This is a genomic window from Prevotella sp. HUN102 (assembly GCF_000688375.1).
Classification (GTDB): domain Bacteria; phylum Bacteroidota; class Bacteroidia; order Bacteroidales; family Bacteroidaceae; genus Prevotella.
On sequence record NZ_JIAF01000004.1, the window covers coordinates 574,050 to 591,168 of the forward strand.

Sequence of the window (17,119 nt, forward strand, 5' to 3'; positions counted from 1 at the left end):
GTTACATAAATATTATTTCCACATTAATTCGTGCAGGATGCTCTACTATTTCTATATAATTGCTCGATGCCCGAAAGTATTTCACTTCCTCGCTACCGTCAGGCAGACTATAAAGCAATGTTCCTTCAGCATCAAGCATATATGTTCCTCGCAACACTTCCATTTCAACCATCGAGTCCTTGAAGTTGGAGGACGAGTAAACCCTGCCATTTGAAAGATTCTTGAGAGCGACAGTTCCCTGCATTTTCACAGCCTTTATACTGTCAGGAGTTTGCAACGTAACTATTGCATTCGTATAATAATCGTCTTCTTTCTGTTCGCAAGCACTGCAAAATCCTACCAACAGCATTGCAATAAACGTGTAAAATATCTGTTTCATAGCTTTACATTCATTTCAAGTCCGAAATAAGGAGTTACATAGCGTCTGATAACAAAATCGTTACGCCTGTAGTCTGGATAAACGTCCCACAGTTTGTTCACGAACAATGCCACCATCAATCTGTCCTTGAAGAGCTTTTTCGTGGCTTTAAGATTCACATCCATATAGAAAGGAACCGTTTGTCTATCGAACATTCCTTCGGCATAATTTCTTACGAGATGCTGCAAGTAGATATCCTTTGTATCGGATTCCGCATAAGGATGTATGTTTCCGCTGCTATCCATATACTGAAGTGGCATATTATCCTTCTTCATCGACTCTTCAGCGGTTATCCAAACACATTGGAGCGATAATGAAAAACCGAGTTTTAGCTTTGGAACTGCCGTGTCGAAAGTGAAGTTCGTATTAGTCATTTCCCTTATATATCCTTCATCATCCTTGTAGATTCCCACCAGTTCTAACGTATTTCCACCAATAGTACGTGTAGGTTTATACATAATCGGCTGCGAATTATGATATTCAGTCTTGAACCAAGCACCACTGATTGTCAGTCGGGTATTGATGATTGGAAAACGTTTCGTAGACAACATCCACTCTAAACCACGCTTATAAGTACGACTTCCGTTAGACGTATGCTCATAGGAACGGAGCACGTTTCTTACCGTATAGGGCAGCGTTGCAACATCGGGACGAGCCGTCAGCGCATCGGGATCAATACCGGAAGCATCAAACTCTTTATATATATAAGGTGCATAGACACTCATCGAACGGAAACCAGATTTCATATCTTCCACGAAATAGGTCATCGTTAGACGGTTCCCCGCCCAGTCTATATCCCCTTTCAGTTCCCACTTCAGGTTCCTTGCAGCCTTCAGGTTGCGATTTGTCGGGTCGATCACGTAGGTTTGAAGATACATTCTTCGGTAGGCGGGATTAGTGTGATAATAGTTCAGCTCCACGATATCCATATAGGCAGGCTCGGGATAAAGCAAATCGATGGTTGGAAACATACTGTGCCAACCGATACCGCTCGACAGACTTACGGTCATTTTCTCTTTTCCTACATTGAAAGAAGGAAACGTCCATCCCATATTCACACGCGGATCAACGTTTACCTTGCCGTGCGTGGCAAATCCCCTGTCTATTCCCAACATTGTTTCGGCACGCATACCGGCTTCAATCTCCATCTTATGGCTTCCCATTCCCACGCCGATACGCTCTTCAGCATAAGCTGCCAGCATCCTAGAAGCAGGAATATCGGAATATTTTCGTGGGCGATAGGAAGTCCCGGTATATACCGGATGCAACCTGTCGTACACCTGACCGTCGCCTATGTTACGGTCCATCTGATAGTCGGCACCCACCAAAAGCGAGTTGGAAACACCTGCAACAGGAAAACTGAACAAGGCATTTCCTTTCAGATAAAGGCTCATTGGCCTACCGTCCACCGTATGCGTGGCAGTATATGTATAAGGAGATATGAGCACGGCATCGCTCTCTCCATTCCTCATTGTCATTGCTGCGGGCGTATCTCCATCCAATTGAACGAGCCTTGTGCGTTCCAAGATATTCCTTTCGTAAGAGAAAGAGGCCGAAAGCTCTGCATTCTTGAAAAACGAACGGTCGCTATTACTGTTCATATCCCACAGAAGGCTTGCTGCATAACGGTTGTATTCAGACTTGTATTTGTCTGCTCCACCGTGATTGAATTGAGGATCCACCTTGTCATCATCAAACGATCCTCCGTAATCCAAATTCAGCATAGCACCGTATTCCATTGATTCCGTGTGCCATCGCTTGTTGATCCGGGCAGAAAAAGTAAGTCGCTTATACGTCTCCAGCAAGTTTCTCGGCTCGGCTTTATTGTTGAGGAAATCTGCACTTAAATTGAGCGAAAACCGCTTTGGCACCCATTCAAAGGCCTTGGCAACATAAAACAGCTTGGTATCCATATCGGCCTTGAAGCGTGCCGAAAGGTCATTGCCTCCCTTGCGACGTTTCACTTTCACCAGTCCACTCGTCAAATCGCCATACTGCACGGAAGGAATGCCTCGGACTACGGTTACTTCCTGAATATCATCCGTAGACAAAGTACGCATATCCACGCCTGCATTGGCAAAATTCCGTTTGCCCGACGTACGGTCGAGCGCGCCCGAAAGATACTGCATATTGCCATTCGTGCTCACTGGTGCGCCGTCGATTACGAATCGGGTACCGAGCGAAGAGGTACTGTATTGGCTGCTGCCGATTCCTACTTCACGAAGACTGATAGTATTCGGCACATTCAACTGGGGATCGCTGGCACGACCTCCGGGCAGCAATTCCATCAAATCGGCAAAACTGGACGGCTGCAAATGTTCCATTGCCTGCTTGCTGATGGTGGACGCACTCGAAAGTCCGTGTCCCTCCTGTGCCGTTACCACTACCTCCTGAAGCTCGTTTGCATCGGTTTCCATATAATATACGGTATTCTTCCGAGGCATTATGCTTATGCCTTTATAGCCGATATATGAAATACGGACAGATTTACTGAATCCGTCCATTAGAGTGAAATAACCATCCTGATCGGTTACTGCGATGATTCTTCTGGTTTCTTCAGCCATTACCGTTGCACCGATAAGAGGTTCGTTGGTTTTCTTTTCCAGAATCCTGCACCTCATCTGAGCAAATGATGTCTGGAAAAACATACATAGAAATAAAGTAAATATGATTCTTGCCACTGGTAAAATATAATTTCAGTATAAGTCTGAAATACTTGGTTTATGAAAGAAATGTGCTTGACTTTCCACGTGCTGCGCCGTATCCTTGTCTGTCCGTACTGCGCTGTACGCAATTCTCATCCCGGCTTTGCAGCTTTCATATACAACAACTCTGAAGACAGCCCTTTGGCATCAGAGCTTTTGGGTGTTCTTCAGAGCTGATGATGGGATTGAGAATGAGTATTATTTCACGATAACCTTCTTTCCATTGTGGATATAGATACCCTTTACAGAAGGCTGCTCTATGCGACGGCCATTCAAGTCGAACCAAACATTGCGTTCTTCAGCCTCAACTGCAACAGAACCAATACTGGTTGAAACGCCCTTGTGGAGTTCTTCCCATACAAAGAAGTCCATTGAGCCTGCGGCTTCCTTGGCAATCCATCCACGCTTCTTCACTGCTGCTATCTGCTCGTCGGTCAATTCATTGTGTTCGTCGGCATAGAGTCCATTGAACACACAGAACTCACGTGGCGTGAACTCTTCCTGTGGCAAAGTCTTTATAAGATTATCCATAGCTTCTCCTTTGATGTTATTTCCCCAACAAGAGAGGAAATTAATGTCGGTATTTGCAGTTACGTCAAGTGTTGTCAGCTTGTTTCTGCTGCAATCGAGATTCATCAGATATGGGTTGCCCGAAAGGTCGAGCGACTCTATTCCGTTTCCGTTCACCCAGAGTTCGTCCAAATCGCCGAGAGCAGCAAGGTTCAGCGACTTCAAGTTAGGATTATCGCCGGCATAGAGTGTTCTGATAGCTTTTGCATCGGTAAAATCCAATGATGAAACTTTTGAGCCTTGCACTGAAAGTGTCATCAACTTTGACGCATTCTCAAGGTTTACACTCTGCAATTCAGGGCAATAGGAGGCCCAGAGTTCCACCAGTTCAGCATTCTTCGACACGTCAATACCCGTAATTGGATTTTCATTCACGCGCAAACTGCCGAGCTTTGCAGCCTCAGTCAAATCCACTTCGGTAATTCCCTGCTTGACAACAGTGAACAGATATACATTGCCACGGATTGTAATCTCAGGTGCATTAACCTTCAAATAAATCTTATGGCTGATTGCCGCAGATACTGTTGCTCCCTCGAACGAAATATTGTCTCCATTGATTGGGGTAATCGTCTTTACCTCACCTTCGTCATCAAGTCCGCCGTATATAAGGACTTCCATAGACAAAGTGCTGCCAATGGCCTTGTCGGTCTTGATTTTAATAACTTCAGTTCCCACTTCTGCCTTTGCTTCTGCAACAGAAAACAGCAAACCACACATTAATAATAAAGAGTAGATTTTCCTCATAGTTCTTTGTAGTTTTTTAAAGTTTTATATTAAATTTTGTTAGAGTGCAAAGGTATAAACAAGAAGATTTGTGGACAATACCCACAAATAGGTAAATTTATATTCTCATTCGGACTGATTCCTAAACCACGATTAGAGGGAAAGAGTGAGCCAGTTGAAACGTAAGACAAATTGAATGTCTTCCATCAAAGGCACAATTAATAGGGTATTACAGGCTGATAAACCATTCCGTTTTGTAAAATTCTCTTACTGAAAAAGTGGACTTGAAAATTCTCAAACCAGAGATTGGAAGGGCGTTTTCTGACGGTTTCCGACCTTTCTTTCGGAGTATGTTTCCCAATGATGCGAAGAATGGAATGCAGGTGTGCGAAGATTAGAAAACATTCTTCGCAAGAATGCGCCACGTTCTTGCGAAGAATGAAACACGAAACGGCGACTTCTTAAGGCTCATTTCGCCCATTTGTGCGAAGAATGGAGTAAAGGATATATGGTCTTAAATGCCGCAATTAAGATAATCCGTTACATATCAATGGATTATAAAAGCCTCCAAAAATCGCATATTTGAGGACGGAAGTGTGCCTGATTGATTTTAAATGTTAAAAAACGGAGCTTTTGTCAATAAATATTCACGATGAAGAAAAGAGGAGAATGCAAGGGGAAAGAAGGGCGAAAGGGGTTAATATTCCACCATACTGCCCCACGCTTTCTCCACCTCGCTCTCAAGAGGAGGGACTGACTGGGGGATGGAGAAGGTAAAGACACGATTCTTTTCCTTCTTGATTTTCTTCAGTTCAGCTTCGGAAACGGTCATTTTGTCGGTAATGTAGAAGTCGCTCCACACGTCGATGCGCTCGTCTTCGTCCTCACCTCGGTAACGGGCAAAAAATGTTTGATGCTTTTCCGCAGACAGAAGGTCGTTGAGCGTGTAGCTGCCTTCCTTGAAATGGTAGGTTTCGCACTCGTCGAACCGGGTCATTCGCGCTATGATGCCGTACATCTTGAGCTGACTCATATCTATTTCGTGGTTCGTCTGCCCTGCAAGATTGTCCATACCGACTGCTATGAGCTGTATGGATTTTCCGCTTTCAGAATGCGAACGCTTTCTTACTTTTCCACACTTGTCTGCCCATCGATACACGTCGCCATTGTTTCGGGTGGAGTATTCCTCGCTCTTGATGCTCTCGATGAGCGGGACGGATTCAAGATTGGGCATATTCATACGGATGAATGTGTCGTCGCCGTTGGCCTGTGGTGCCTTGCGGCGGCGTTCGCCGAGAAATTTCCGGTCTATGAAGGTGGAGGAAGTCTCGCTTGCAGAGGCAGAGACAGAAGATGAATCGGATGATGTGGCTGCGGCGGAGAGGGGCAGATACATTTCCATCATTCCGTCCACGAAGTAGCTGAGCATTGAGTTTGTGGCCTGATAGACTCTGTAATAGCCTTTTAGGCGAAGATATTGCCGTTCCTGCGCACTGAGGGAAAGGGCTGCAAGGAACAGGAGGAAATGAAGTGTAAACAGTCTTTTCATCATAAGCAAAATAAAAAGGTTGTGCAGCACCGATGAAACGGCGCAACACAACCTTGTTTCAAACATTGTCTTTTATCTTCTCTTACGCTTGCTGTTCTTGCCAGACTTGCCCGAACCCGAAGCACTGCGGCGGCTTTTGCCGGCAGCCGATGCACTTTCGGATTTCCGTGAAGCCGAAGTCTTGCCCGAAAGGCTGCCTTCTCCGGCCTCATCCTTCGCCAGCGTAAAGTCGAGCTGCTTACGTTCGAGATTCGCTTTTGCCACTTGAATACGGATTGGGTCGCCCAACTGATAGACGTGATGGCGGCGGCGGCCTACGAGACAATAGTTCTTCTCGTCGAAATCGTAGTAGTCGTCGTCGAGATCGCGCATCGGAATCATACCCTCGCAATGGTTCTCGTCGATCTCGGCATAGATACCGTAGCTCTGAATACCGCTGATGTGGGCGTCGTAGCACTCGCCGATGTGCTCTCCCATATACTCCACCATTTTGTATTTGATGGAATCGCGCTCGGCATTCTGCGCCACCTGCTCCATATCCGAGCAATGCTCGCAGAGTTCTTCGCAATGTTCCTTGTTCACAGAACGTCCGCCTTCGGCATAACGGGTCAGCAGACGGTGCACCATCGTGTCGGGATAGCGGCGGATTGGCGACGTGAAGTGGGTATAGTAATCGAACGCCAGTCCGAAATGGCCGATGTTGCTCGTGGTGTATTTTGCCTTCATCATAGAACGGAGTGCGATGGTCTGAATCACTTTCTGTTCCTTCTTGCCCTCCACTTCGTCCATCAGCGCATTCAGCGCGCGGGCCGTGGCTCCCTTTGTGCTTGAAGACTTCAGCTTGTAGCCGAATTTCGCCGTAAACTGTCGCAGGTTCTCGAACTTCTGTGGGTCGGGATTGTCGTGAACACGGTACGGCAGCGTCTTCGCCTTCTTGCCCTTTGCCACCTTTCCTATGCTCTGTGCAACATATCGGTTGGCAAGGAGCATAAATTCCTCGATGAGCTTGTTGGCATCCTTTGAACGCTTGAAGTAGCAACGGATGGGTTTGCCCTTCTCATCGATGTCGAAATGGAGTTCTTCCGAGTCGAATTTCACGCTTCCGTTCTTGAATCTCTGCTTACGGATGAGCTTTGCCAGTCGGTCGAGCGTGATGATGTTTTCGGCAAACTCGCCCTTATATCCGTCCTTTCCGGGTGTCGGAGCCGGTTCGCCGGTGCCGTCTATCACGCCGTTTTCCTCAAGTAGCTGCTGCGCTTCTTCGTAGGCGTAGCGGCGGTTGCTCTTTATAACGGTGTGAACGACACGGAAATCCTGCACGTTCGCCTCATCGTCGATGTTGAAAATCACACTGTAAGCCAGCTTTTCCTCATCGGGACGGAGCGAACAGATGAAGTTGCAGAGGCGTTCGGGCAGCATCGGAATGGTTCTGTCCACGAGATAGATGGAGGTTGCACGCTTCTGTGCTTCCCTGTCTATGATGTCTCCCTCCTTCACATAGTGTGAAACGTCGGCTATATGCACGCCCACTTCCCACAGACCATTGTCGAGTTTACGGATAGACAGCGCATCGTCGAAGTCCTTCGCGTCTTTTGGGTCGATGGTACAAGTCCATACATCACGGAAGTCTTCGCGTTCTTCGAGGTCCTTTGACGTGATTTCGCCCGTTATTTTGTTGGCTGCCTCCTCTACGGCTTTCGGATATTTGTAGGGCAAACCGTATTGGGCAAGAATCGTATTCATTTCAACGTCGTTGTCGCCGGCCTTTCCCAGCACGTCGATTACCTCTCCGACGAGATTCTTATGACTGGCATCGGGCCATCTTGTAATCCTTACGAGGGCGCGGTCGTCGGTCTGTCCACCGTTCAGAGCCTTCTTTGGGATGATGATATCGTGAACGAAGAGGTTCTCCTGTGTTACGAGGAACGCCACATCGCTTTCCACTTGCAGGCGTCCTACAAACGTTTCCTTCTTGCGCTGGAGGATTTCAACCACCATTGCTTCCTTGATATGGTTGCGTCGGCGTGCCAAAAGCTGCACCTTCACACGGTCGCCGTTCAGGGCTGCCATTGAATTGCGCTCCGAAACGAAGATGGGCGTGCCGCCATCGTCGGGCTGAAACGTGTTCTTGCCGTTGGATTTACGGATGAATACGCCTTCCTGAACCTGTCCTTTGGTGTTGAGCGTATAGGCATATTCGCCCACTTTGGCGAGAAAATCGTCCCACGCCATTTCCTCCATCACGTCAATGGCAAGCATCTTTGCGGGATGCGTGGTCAGTTTGAGTGCCCGGAATATCTGTTTGAAGCTGAAAGTCTCTTCAGGTTGTGTCTGGAAAAAGCCGGTTAGCTTTTCCGCCATCTGCGCTTTATTCAATCTGTTGCTACCTTTCTTTTCTTTTCCCATAATGATTGTGTTTTAATAATTGACACAAAGTAACGAAAAAGTTTGTATCTTTGCAAACGTTTCACATTATTTTAATGAAAAAGATTTTAATAACAGGGGCTTCGGGCTTTATTGGTTCGTTCATTGTGGAGGAGGCTCTGCGACAAGGGTTTGACACTTGGGCAGTCGTTCGCCCCACTTCTTCGCGCAAATATCTGCAAGATTCACGCATTCATTTCATAGAACTGGACTTTTCATCGGAGGAAAGACTCGAGAAAGAACTCGCATCTCACGAGTTCAACTACATCGTTCACGCTGCGGGAGCCACGAAATGCCTGCACAAAGAAGACTTTTTCCGCATCAACACGGAAGGAACAAAGAATTTCATACGAGCCATTCAGGCATTGAATATGCCGCTCGAACGCTTTGTTTATCTTTCAAGCCTCAGCGTTTTCGGGGCTATTCGTGAGGAAGAACCATATCGGGAGATACTGGAAAGCGACACGCCAATGCCGAATACGGCGTATGGAAAAAGCAAACTGGAGGCGGAAAAATACCTTGAAAGCCTCCCGTCTTCTCTCCACCACGAAGAGAAAACGCCAAGAAGCGAAGGCTATTCAGCGAACACGGAATGCCTTTCCACGAAGAATGATTTTATTTCCACAAAGAAGATACGACTTTCTACGGAGAATGGGGAGCTTTCCACGGAGAAAGACAAGCAAAAGAACCGTGCCGTCTTTCCATTTATCATTCTGCGACCCACAGGTGTGTATGGACCACGCGAAAAGGACTACTTCCTGATGGCGAAATCCATCAAGGGACACACCGACTTTGCAGTAGGATTCAAACGTCAGGACATTACGTTCGTGTATGTAAAGGACGTGGTTCAGGCTGTATTCCTCGCACTCACACGTGGAAAAGACGGACGGGCGTACTTCCTTTCAGATGGAAACGTGTACCAGAGTTCGACATTCAGCAACCTGATTCACGAGGAACTGGGGCGACCGTGGTGGATTCGCATCACGGCACCGATATGGCTGCTCCGCATCATCACTTTCTTCGGCGACCTATTCGGACGTATAACCGGCAAAATCAGCGCACTCAACAACGATAAATATCAGATACTGAAACAGCGAAACTGGCGTTGCAACATCCAACCGACCGTAGACGAACTCGGCTACAAGCCGGAATACGACCTGAAACGTGGCGTAAAGGAAACCATAAAGTGGTATAAGGAAGAGAGATGGATATAATGCCGAAGCGCGGAAATGCACCATTCGGTCTCCATTTCACACTCCTTCCCCACCCGATTACGGAATCTTCATCGCCATTCCCTCACTTCGTAATTCCCCCATATTCAAAAAGAAATTATGCAAAAATTCATAAAAGACCTGTTTAGAATCGAGAAGAAACCACTCAAAGGACTGATGGCTCTGGAGTGGGCAGCAATGATTTATCTCGTGTTCACGCTCATTCTGGTGTTCATTCTCTATACCGATATGGAGAATCCACAGGCAATGATATTCGGACGACTGCGCATTGTGGCTATGACGGCTGCCCTTTGGCTGGCATACCGCATTGTACCTTGCAGATTCACACGCTTCATACGTGTTGCAGCACAGATGGGACTGCTCGCTTGGTGGTATCCAGACACCTACGAAATCAACCGATTGTTCCACAACCTCGACCACGTTTTCGCCCAATGGGAGCAAAGTTGGTTCGGTTTCCAACCAGCACTTACCTTCTCAAAGAGCCTTTCGCACCCCATATTCAGCGAACTCTTCGATATGGGCTACGCAGCCTATTACCCGATGATAGCTCTCACGGTGTTCTATTACTTCATCTGGCAATACAAGGAATTCGAACGCGCGGCCTTCATTGTGCTTGCGGCATTCTTCATCTATTACATCGTCTTCATCTTCGTGCCCGTTGCCGGTCCCACATTCTATTATAAAGCCGTGGGACTGGAGAAGATTGCAGCCGGCATATTTCCCAATGTCCACGACTATTTCAACTTCCATCAGGATTGTCTGCCCAGCCCCGGCTACACGGACGGCATCTTCTACCATCTCGTGGAAGACGCAAAGGCAGCCGGCGAACGCCCAACGGCGGCATTTCCAAGCTCGCACGTGGGCATCAGCACGATATGTATGCTGCTGATCTGGCGCACAAAGAACAGAAACCTCTTCTACATCCTCACGCCATTCTACCTTTTCCTGTGCTGCGCAACCGTTTATATTCAGGCACACTATCTCGTCGATGCACTTGCCGGAGTAGTTTCAGCAATAGCTCTTTATAGCACGTTGATGTTTGCAACACGCAGAATGAAATAAAAACAAAGCCCCCTGCACTTCTTCTGAAGTGCAGGGGGAATTTCCTTATATGGGTTATACAAGATGGGAAAGCTACCATCCGAAATCAACTTCACCTATATAATGAACCTCCATTCTTTCACTTTTGATAAGCGAATCAAGTTCTTTTCTGTGTAGTGCATTGAATTCAAGACCATTAAAGGGCAAGGGATAAATCCGTCTGACCTCTCTGTTCCAGTCATTGTCTCGCAGATTATCGTATTCTGCAAGTTTAGGACAATACAGAACAATGGCATTAAGATGCTCGTACACCCTTGCAGAATCAACCGTAGACACTCCATAATCACACAGATAATGCTCAATAATTCCTTCTTTCTTATATAAAGCTACTCTGGGAAGCTCCATCAGCTCATCGTGCTTCCGAAGAACATATTGGCCATCCTCGCAAAAAAACTCCCTTTCGGCGAACAGGGGATGCCCAAATACGGTATTCAAAAAAGCAAAGCACCACGATACGAGGATAAACAAGACGAGAAAGACTCTCAGCAAAACCCTATGCTTCCAACGAGGCAGCAGAAGCAACATAGCGACAGGAGTGAAAGTGGCAATGAGAACAACGATATGCCCAAGATGCCACCTTATATAATACTCCCTATCCAACTTAAAATACAGATATGAAAAGCAGATAAGACTCGCCAAGTGAACAAGAAGAACAAAGTAAAACAGCGTCTTCCTGTCCCATTGAACAAACTTCCTCATTTATTAAACGCTTATATTTTTATCCCTTATACCCCTCCAGTTTCTTCAGATAATAAGCCTTGAAATCACTCCATTTATAATAATACGGCGTACCGGTCTTGGGCAAAGGCAAGGTGGCTTCCTCCTCATTGAGCAATGCCTTCACGAGAATTTCAGAAGGCTTGGCTGCCGAACGGTAGAAAATCAACTGGATATTTGCGCCCATCGGGAAGATACGCGCATTGATCCAACCTTCCTTTTCCAAATCGTCAAGGTTCTTAATCTGTTTTCCGGAATTATTTATTTCCATCAGACAAGTCAGCGGAAGCACCATCGTTTCGTGTCCGAAACGGAGCGTTGCACCCGGCCGTGGATACTGCAGGCACGAATCTGCCTCGGCAATCATCTTACGGAGGAGATTGCGCTGCGAGAAAGGCTGCGTGCCACCGTTGTGAGGAGCCGGACCGTAGTGCAGATACCACCAGACGTTCTCCTGTTGCCACTGACGGTAGATTTCGTCCTTGGTGTATAAATCAAACAAATCCAGCTCGTGGCGAATCTCAGAATTTTGCACCACGCTCGCAGCCTTGAACAAGTCGAAGGAAAACTTGTAGGCATCGGCACCCGGTTTCACGAAATCCTTGACGGTAAAGAGCCGGTCGAAGATGGGAGAATGGTTCACATTTTTGTCGCACCACGCCCTGTATGCCCTGACAGCCTCGGGCGTTTCCTTCTGTCTGGAGAGTTTCTTGTCGCTCAGGTTCATATAATACATATCGTGCTCGCTTGCATCGTGGCGCACACGGAGCGTAGGATTCAGGCGAAGGAACTGCTGCAATTCGTTCTCCATCGAAAGAATGCAGCGGATAACCACCGTAGACTTCGCATCTATCCAAACGGAATCACGGAAAACACTTGGAAAACGCTCATACATTCGCCTTGCAATCTGCTGATGCTGCACGGCTCCCAGTTCCGTAAGCTCGCCCCAACGGTTGTAGGATTCGGTGTACATTCTCCTGAGCTTGCCGAGCACTTCCTTTCCCTTTTCGGTAAGAACGCCCAACGAATCGGCACGTTCCAGTACTGCCATCGGTTCCAGATAGCCTCGCTTCGACGTGAGCCAACGCGAACCGTGGCGACCGTAGTGCGAGATATACACGGCCTCGTAGCCCGCCGGAGCAGGCGTAAGTGCCTTCACGGGGGCAGGATAGGCGATGTAATTGCTTGCCGCCATACGTGGATTTGCGTCGATTACGCTTCTGAATGATTGCCCGAAAGCTGCGAATGCCGTAAGGGCAGAGAGCAATAATATTGAAAACCTCTTCATAATTTAATTTATTTTACTATTAATATTAATTTATTTTATAAACAGCATTCTCTATTCTATGTATTTCTGCCTTACAGAAACCAGAAGAATGCAGCCTTGCAAAGTTATCATTTATAACTGAAAATAGCAAACAGGCAGCGCAATTATTCTGACATTGTTTCATAAAAATGCAATTTAAATATCACTTTTTTGTCGCCGAAGTGTCGCAGCTTGTAAAGAATCATTACCAAAAAACGCACCCTCCCGACTCGTCAATCTAAGATTTACAACGCATAAAACACACTCTTTCGAGCCGTTTTTCCCATCATTGTTTTGCAAAGGAGCGAAGAACATTTTGCAAACTTGCGAAGAATGATTTGCGTTTTTGCGAAGAATACAATCCGACTATCGCAAGAACGAAGCACGATACAGCAACAAAGGAGTGGAAAAACAGAACAATCCAAGAGTCTATTCTGTTCTATTTGCGAACCATCGTCAGAGCATCGCATCGGCATTATCCGACCGATATTCATAATTCATTATCTATCAGCATCTTACAACAAGCCTCAAAAAACACCATATTTGAAAAAACTTTTCTCCCGTTTCAAAATAATCGAGTTTTTAAAGCACTTTTGTAAAGAATATTCACAACGTCATCAGCATATTTTCAACACCCGAACGTTCGCCCGAACGTTAATTCCGAGAATTATTTGCACATTATTATAAAAAGAACTATCTTTGCCTTTAGAACAAAACACTTCCATTGCTTATGGCAACACACCCATTATGGTCTGACGAATATTGGCTACTGCTCTTGCAGCTCTATCTGCAAAAGCCTGCGGGAATGAAGTCGTTGTACTCCCGTTCACTGGTTGAGCTGAGCCTCGAACTGCATATTCCGCCACGCAGCCTCTACGAACAGCAGTTCTTGCTGCGACAGCGGGAAACGCCTGTGCTGCAACTCATCTGGGAAACCTACGCCGACAATCCACGAAGACTGTCGAGAGACGTGAAGAAGCTGCGCTCGATGAAAGGCTTCGGACAGCCGGCGGAATTCTATGAGGGTGTGGAAGTGAAGGAAACTTTCGAGCGCGATTTTCTGCCGTTGAAGCAGAACGAGGCATTGAAGCCCGTGATGCTCATAATGGTGCTCGACCTGTATTTCAGACTCACGCCGATTACGATGGTGGAAGAGACACCCGAGATTCAGGAACTGGCAAAACTGCTGAAGATAAGTCCGAGGTTGGTGGTGGAAGTGATGGACGTATTCCAGTTCTGCGACCCCTATCTGAACCGCGACGACCTGATGATTTCGCCGCTGCTGCTGCCCTGTCAGGAGATATGGAACAGATATGGAAATGACAATCCCGAGAAACTTTCGGCGTTGGCAGCACAATTACACGATTATTTCAGATAATTCTCTCAGTTTTTTCGTAATTTTGCAACGCAATTCCAGTTATAATGGCTCAAAATCAAGTACAAGTTCAAGAACAGGTTCAACGTCAGGTGCAGCGTCTCTCGCAACAGCAGATGTTGCAAGTGAAGTTGTTGGAAATGCCATTGACCGAATTGGAGCAAAGCGTGATGGCGGAACTCGACGACAATCCGGCTTTGGAAAGCAACAGCGAGGAGGGCGACCTGAACGACACGATGGACATTCCGGAAGCTCCCGACGACGATTTCGACTCACAAAAGGAGAAAGAAGAACGTCAGGATGCGCTCGATACGGCACTCGAAAGAATGCAGTCGGACGATGATCTGCCCACCTACGACGGCCGTCAGCAGCGCGACAATGCCGACTACGAGGAGATTGTATATGGAGATACTACGTCGTTCATCGACAAACTCAACGAGCAGGTGGGCGAAAGGGAGCTTACCGAGCAGCAGCGTTTCATCGTGGAGTATCTCATCGGAAGCCTCGACGACGACGGATGGCTGCGGAAAGAGCTCGGCGACATCGCTGACGAGCTGGCCATCTACAACGGTATCGACTGTACTGAAAGCGACATCGAGGAGGCATTGAAGATATTACAGGACTTTGATCCGCCGGGTATCGGGGCGCGCAGCTTGCAGGAATGCCTGCTTTTGCAGATAGACCGCAAGGTGGAGAACGGCGACTGGGACCGTGAGGGACATCTATACGGCTTTATGCACGAGATTCTCACAACTTATTTCGACGCATTCACCAAGAAGCATTGGGACAGGATTCGGTCGGGACTGGCTCTGTCGGACGTTCAAATTGATGCTTTGCAGAAGGAAGTGCGCAAGCTGAATCCGAAACCGGGAGCATCAATGGGCGAGACAATGGGCAGAAACATTCAGCAGATCACGCCCGATTTCATAGTAGACACCGACGACGACGGCACAGTTTCGTTTTCCCTGAGCAACGGACATCTGCCCGAGCTTTACGTTTCGCAGAGTTTCAACGATATGCTGGCAGCCTACAAGGAGAACAAACAGAGTATGAGTCAGAAGGATAAGGAGGCTCTTCTTTATATAAAAGGCAAGGTGGACAAGGCCCGCGGCTTCATTCAGGCCATCAAGGAACGCCGGAATACGCTCTACGTAACGATGAAAGCCATCATAGAAATCCAAAAGAAATTCTTTCAGGATGGCGACGAGGCCGACCTGAAACCGATGATTCTGAAAGACATCGCAGAGAAAACAGGACTCGATATCTCCACGATTTCACGTGTGAGCAACATTAAATATGCGCAGACTCGATGGGGAACGTTCCCGCTCCGCTTCTTCTTCACCGACAGTTACACTACGGCTGATGGCGAAGAAATGTCTACCCGAAAGATAAAGGTGGCTCTGAAAGAGGTCATCGAAAACGAAAACAAGAAGAAACCGCTCAGCGACGACGCTCTGGCAAAGGTAATGGAGGAGAAAGGATTTCCCATTGCGCGCCGCACGGTGGCAAAATATCGCGAGCAACTCAACCTTCCCGTTGCACGGCTTCGCAAGGAATAAGGAGGACAAAGAACATCGTTCAAGAAGAAAATGAGTGAAAAAAACATCATATTGACTGCACGAATCGTGAGTATGATTCTCACACCGTTCTACCTGCCTGTGGTGGGTATTCTTGCAATATTGTTCTTTTCCTATCTGAGCACGTTTCCGTGGCAGGTAAAACTGTCGCTCGTGTTGATGGTCTATCTGTTCACGGTGCTCATTCCCACACTGCTTATCCATCTTTACAGGCAGTATCACGGATGGACGCTGATTCAGCTCGGGCAGAAGGAACGGAGAATGATGCCCTACATCATTTCCATTATCTGCTATTTCGGCTGTCTGTACCTGATGAACCTGCTGCATCTGCCCCACCTCATCACGTCTATTCTCGTGGTGGCATTGGGCATTCAGGTGCTTTGTGCCGTCATCAACGTGTGGTGGAAGATATCAACGCACACCGCCGGTATAGGAGGCGTGCTGGGAACGCTCATTGCTTTCGCACTGATGCTGAACTTTAATCCTCTCTGGTGGCTGTGTACGACTATCCTTGCATCGGGAATCGTAGGCTCAAGCCGCATCATCTTGCGCCAGCACACGCTCACACAGGTTACGGCCGGCTTCTTCTTGGGCATAGCCAGTGCGTTTATCACGATAATATTTATATAGATTCAAGAAGCTATGGGTAGTGTTCGAGAGTGAAGATACAAGGAAATCGTGAAGCGAAGGAGGGAGAACTACATTGCTCATCAGCGTTCATCGTTCCCCGGCATCGCCCCCCGACAACGCTCTGCTGCAACATCCCTCAAAAATATACAAAGATATGAAACCATTAGTTAGCATCATTATGGGCTCAACAAGCGACCTACCGGTAATGGAAAAGGCTTGTAAGTGGTTGGAACAATACGAAATTCCATTCGAAATAAATGCGCTTTCAGCACATCGGACGCCAAACGCTGTGGAAAATTTCGCCAAAGGAGCAAAGGAACGTGGCATCAAAGTAATCATTGCAGGCGCAGGAATGGCTGCTGCATTGCCCGGAGTAATCGCAGCCTCAACGTCATTGCCGGTCATCGGTGTGCCAATCAAGGGTATGTTGGACGGTCTTGACGCTATGCTTTCAATCATTCAGATGCCTCCCGGCATTCCCGTTGCCACCGTTGGAGTGAACGCTGCACAGAACGCTGCGATTCTTGCTGCCGAAATGATGGCACTTGGAGATGAAAAAATAGCCAGAAAGGTGGAAGAATGGAAATCAACATTGGGCGAAAAGATTGAGAAAGCCAACAGGGAACTTGCCGAAATAAAGGATTATAAGTTCAAGTGTTAAGAACTTTTAGGCTTAATCCCAAAAGCTTTTAAACTTAATGCCAAGAGTTTTTAGGCTAAATACCAAGAACTTTTAAGGCTAATATCAGGAACTTGTGCCTTTAACGCTGGGCGTATAGGCTCTATCGAGCT

Annotated in this window: 15 protein-coding genes; 8 read left to right on the plus strand and 7 right to left on the minus strand. The window is 47.2% G+C overall.

The window, feature by feature from the left end; translation table 11 throughout:
* Nucleotide 1: 1 nt before the first annotated feature.
* Nucleotides 2-379, minus strand: a complete 378-nt coding sequence (locus P150_RS0107345; RefSeq protein ID WP_028897119.1) for a hypothetical protein — start codon at nucleotides 377-379, stop codon at nucleotides 2-4.
* On the minus strand, nucleotides 376-3,039 hold the full coding sequence (locus tag P150_RS0107350) for a carboxypeptidase-like regulatory domain-containing protein (RefSeq protein WP_231477585.1): 2,664 nt from the start codon (nucleotides 3,037-3,039) through the stop codon (nucleotides 376-378). The genes P150_RS0107345 and P150_RS0107350 overlap by 4 nt, the downstream gene beginning before the upstream one ends.
* 102 nt (nucleotides 3,040-3,141) lie before the next feature.
* Here P150_RS0107350 and P150_RS17560 point away from each other — a divergent pair, with 102 nt between their 5' ends.
* Nucleotides 3,142-3,300, plus strand: a complete 159-nt coding sequence (locus P150_RS17560) for a hypothetical protein (protein WP_155952966.1) — start codon at nucleotides 3,142-3,144, stop codon at nucleotides 3,298-3,300.
* A gap of 21 nt (nucleotides 3,301-3,321) precedes the next feature.
* Here the strand turns inward: P150_RS17560 and P150_RS0107355 are convergent, their stop codons facing one another.
* The 3 genes from P150_RS0107355 to rnr form a co-directional block, all read right to left on the minus strand.
* On the minus strand, nucleotides 3,322-4,437 hold the full coding sequence (locus tag P150_RS0107355) for a leucine-rich repeat domain-containing protein (RefSeq protein ID WP_028897121.1): 1,116 nt from the start codon (nucleotides 4,435-4,437) through the stop codon (nucleotides 3,322-3,324).
* Between the two features lie 676 nt (nucleotides 4,438-5,113).
* On the minus strand, nucleotides 5,114-5,968 hold the full coding sequence (locus P150_RS0107360) for a hypothetical protein (RefSeq protein WP_028897122.1): 855 nt from the start codon (nucleotides 5,966-5,968) through the stop codon (nucleotides 5,114-5,116).
* A gap of 69 nt (nucleotides 5,969-6,037) precedes the next feature.
* Nucleotides 6,038-8,371: a ribonuclease R gene (gene rnr, locus P150_RS16170; RefSeq protein ID WP_051617586.1), complete on the minus strand. Its 2,334-nt coding sequence runs from the start codon at nucleotides 8,369-8,371 to the stop codon at nucleotides 6,038-6,040.
* Between the two features lie 74 nt (nucleotides 8,372-8,445).
* Here rnr and P150_RS17990 point away from each other — a divergent pair, with 74 nt between their 5' ends.
* The gene (locus tag P150_RS17990; RefSeq protein WP_028897123.1) at nucleotides 8,446-9,603 is read left to right on the plus strand and encodes an NAD(P)-dependent oxidoreductase; all 1,158 of its coding nucleotides are present in this window, start codon (nucleotides 8,446-8,448) and stop codon (nucleotides 9,601-9,603) included.
* A gap of 117 nt (nucleotides 9,604-9,720) precedes the next feature.
* Nucleotides 9,721-10,683 (plus strand): phosphatase PAP2 family protein, encoded by a 963-nt coding sequence (locus tag P150_RS0107375; protein WP_028897124.1) that lies wholly within the window; start codon nucleotides 9,721-9,723, stop codon nucleotides 10,681-10,683.
* A 72-nt stretch (nucleotides 10,684-10,755) separates the two neighbouring features.
* Here the strand turns inward: P150_RS0107375 and P150_RS0107380 are convergent, their stop codons facing one another.
* Nucleotides 10,756-11,421: a hypothetical protein gene (locus P150_RS0107380; RefSeq protein WP_028897125.1), complete on the minus strand. Its 666-nt coding sequence runs from the start codon at nucleotides 11,419-11,421 to the stop codon at nucleotides 10,756-10,758.
* Between the two features lie 19 nt (nucleotides 11,422-11,440).
* A complete protein-coding gene (locus P150_RS0107385) occupies nucleotides 11,441-12,727 on the minus strand; it encodes a histidine-type phosphatase (RefSeq protein WP_028897126.1) in 1,287 nt (428 codons plus the stop codon).
* A gap of 364 nt (nucleotides 12,728-13,091) precedes the next feature.
* Here P150_RS0107385 and P150_RS17565 point away from each other — a divergent pair, with 364 nt between their 5' ends.
* The 5 genes from P150_RS17565 (at nucleotide 13,092) to purE (ending at nucleotide 16,988) form a co-directional block, all read left to right on the plus strand.
* Complete coding sequence (locus P150_RS17565; protein ID WP_155952967.1) at nucleotides 13,092-13,241, plus strand: hypothetical protein; 150 nt, start codon at nucleotides 13,092-13,094, stop codon at nucleotides 13,239-13,241.
* A 234-nt stretch (nucleotides 13,242-13,475) separates the two neighbouring features.
* Entirely contained in the window at nucleotides 13,476-14,123 is a 648-nt protein-coding gene (locus P150_RS0107395; RefSeq protein ID WP_028897127.1) for a hypothetical protein, read from the plus strand.
* 44 nt (nucleotides 14,124-14,167) lie between these two features.
* Entirely contained in the window at nucleotides 14,168-15,679 is a 1,512-nt protein-coding gene (rpoN, locus tag P150_RS0107400) for an RNA polymerase factor sigma-54 (protein WP_028897128.1), read from the plus strand.
* 30 nt (nucleotides 15,680-15,709) lie between these two features.
* A complete protein-coding gene (locus P150_RS0107405) occupies nucleotides 15,710-16,327 on the plus strand; it encodes a phosphatase PAP2 family protein (protein WP_028897129.1) in 618 nt (205 codons plus the stop codon).
* A gap of 154 nt (nucleotides 16,328-16,481) precedes the next feature.
* Complete coding sequence (gene purE / locus P150_RS0107410; RefSeq protein WP_028897130.1) at nucleotides 16,482-16,988, plus strand: 5-(carboxyamino)imidazole ribonucleotide mutase; 507 nt, start codon at nucleotides 16,482-16,484, stop codon at nucleotides 16,986-16,988.
* Nucleotides 16,989-17,119 lie beyond the last annotated feature (131 nt).

Excerpts from the sequence above, each read along its gene's own strand:
- P150_RS0107360 (WP_028897122.1), bottom strand. The coding sequence starts at position 5,968 with ATGATGAAAAGACTGTTTACACTTCATTTCCTCCTGTTCCTTGCAGCC.
- P150_RS0107395 (WP_028897127.1), top strand. The coding sequence starts at position 13,476 with ATGGCAACACACCCATTATGGTCTGACGAATATTGGCTACTGCTCTTG.
- P150_RS17990 (WP_028897123.1), top strand. The coding sequence starts at position 8,446 with ATGAAAAAGATTTTAATAACAGGGGCTTCGGGCTTTATTGGTTCGTTC.
- P150_RS0107380 (WP_028897125.1), bottom strand. The coding sequence starts at position 11,421 with ATGAGGAAGTTTGTTCAATGGGACAGGAAGACGCTGTTTTACTTTGTT.
- purE (WP_028897130.1), top strand. The coding sequence starts at position 16,482 with ATGAAACCATTAGTTAGCATCATTATGGGCTCAACAAGCGACCTACCG.
- P150_RS0107345 (WP_028897119.1), bottom strand. The coding sequence starts at position 379 with ATGAAACAGATATTTTACACGTTTATTGCAATGCTGTTGGTAGGATTT.
- rpoN (WP_028897128.1), top strand. The coding sequence starts at position 14,168 with ATGGCTCAAAATCAAGTACAAGTTCAAGAACAGGTTCAACGTCAGGTG.
- rnr (WP_051617586.1), bottom strand. The coding sequence starts at position 8,371 with ATGGGAAAAGAAAAGAAAGGTAGCAACAGATTGAATAAAGCGCAGATG.
- P150_RS0107405 (WP_028897129.1), top strand. The coding sequence starts at position 15,710 with ATGAGTGAAAAAAACATCATATTGACTGCACGAATCGTGAGTATGATT.
- P150_RS17560 (WP_155952966.1), top strand. The coding sequence starts at position 3,142 with ATGAAAGAAATGTGCTTGACTTTCCACGTGCTGCGCCGTATCCTTGTC.
- P150_RS0107355 (WP_028897121.1), bottom strand. The coding sequence starts at position 4,437 with ATGAGGAAAATCTACTCTTTATTATTAATGTGTGGTTTGCTGTTTTCT.
- P150_RS0107350 (WP_231477585.1), bottom strand. The coding sequence starts at position 3,039 with ATGAGGTGCAGGATTCTGGAAAAGAAAACCAACGAACCTCTTATCGGT.
- P150_RS0107385 (WP_028897126.1), bottom strand. The coding sequence starts at position 12,727 with ATGAAGAGGTTTTCAATATTATTGCTCTCTGCCCTTACGGCATTCGCA.
- P150_RS0107375 (WP_028897124.1), top strand. The coding sequence starts at position 9,721 with ATGCAAAAATTCATAAAAGACCTGTTTAGAATCGAGAAGAAACCACTC.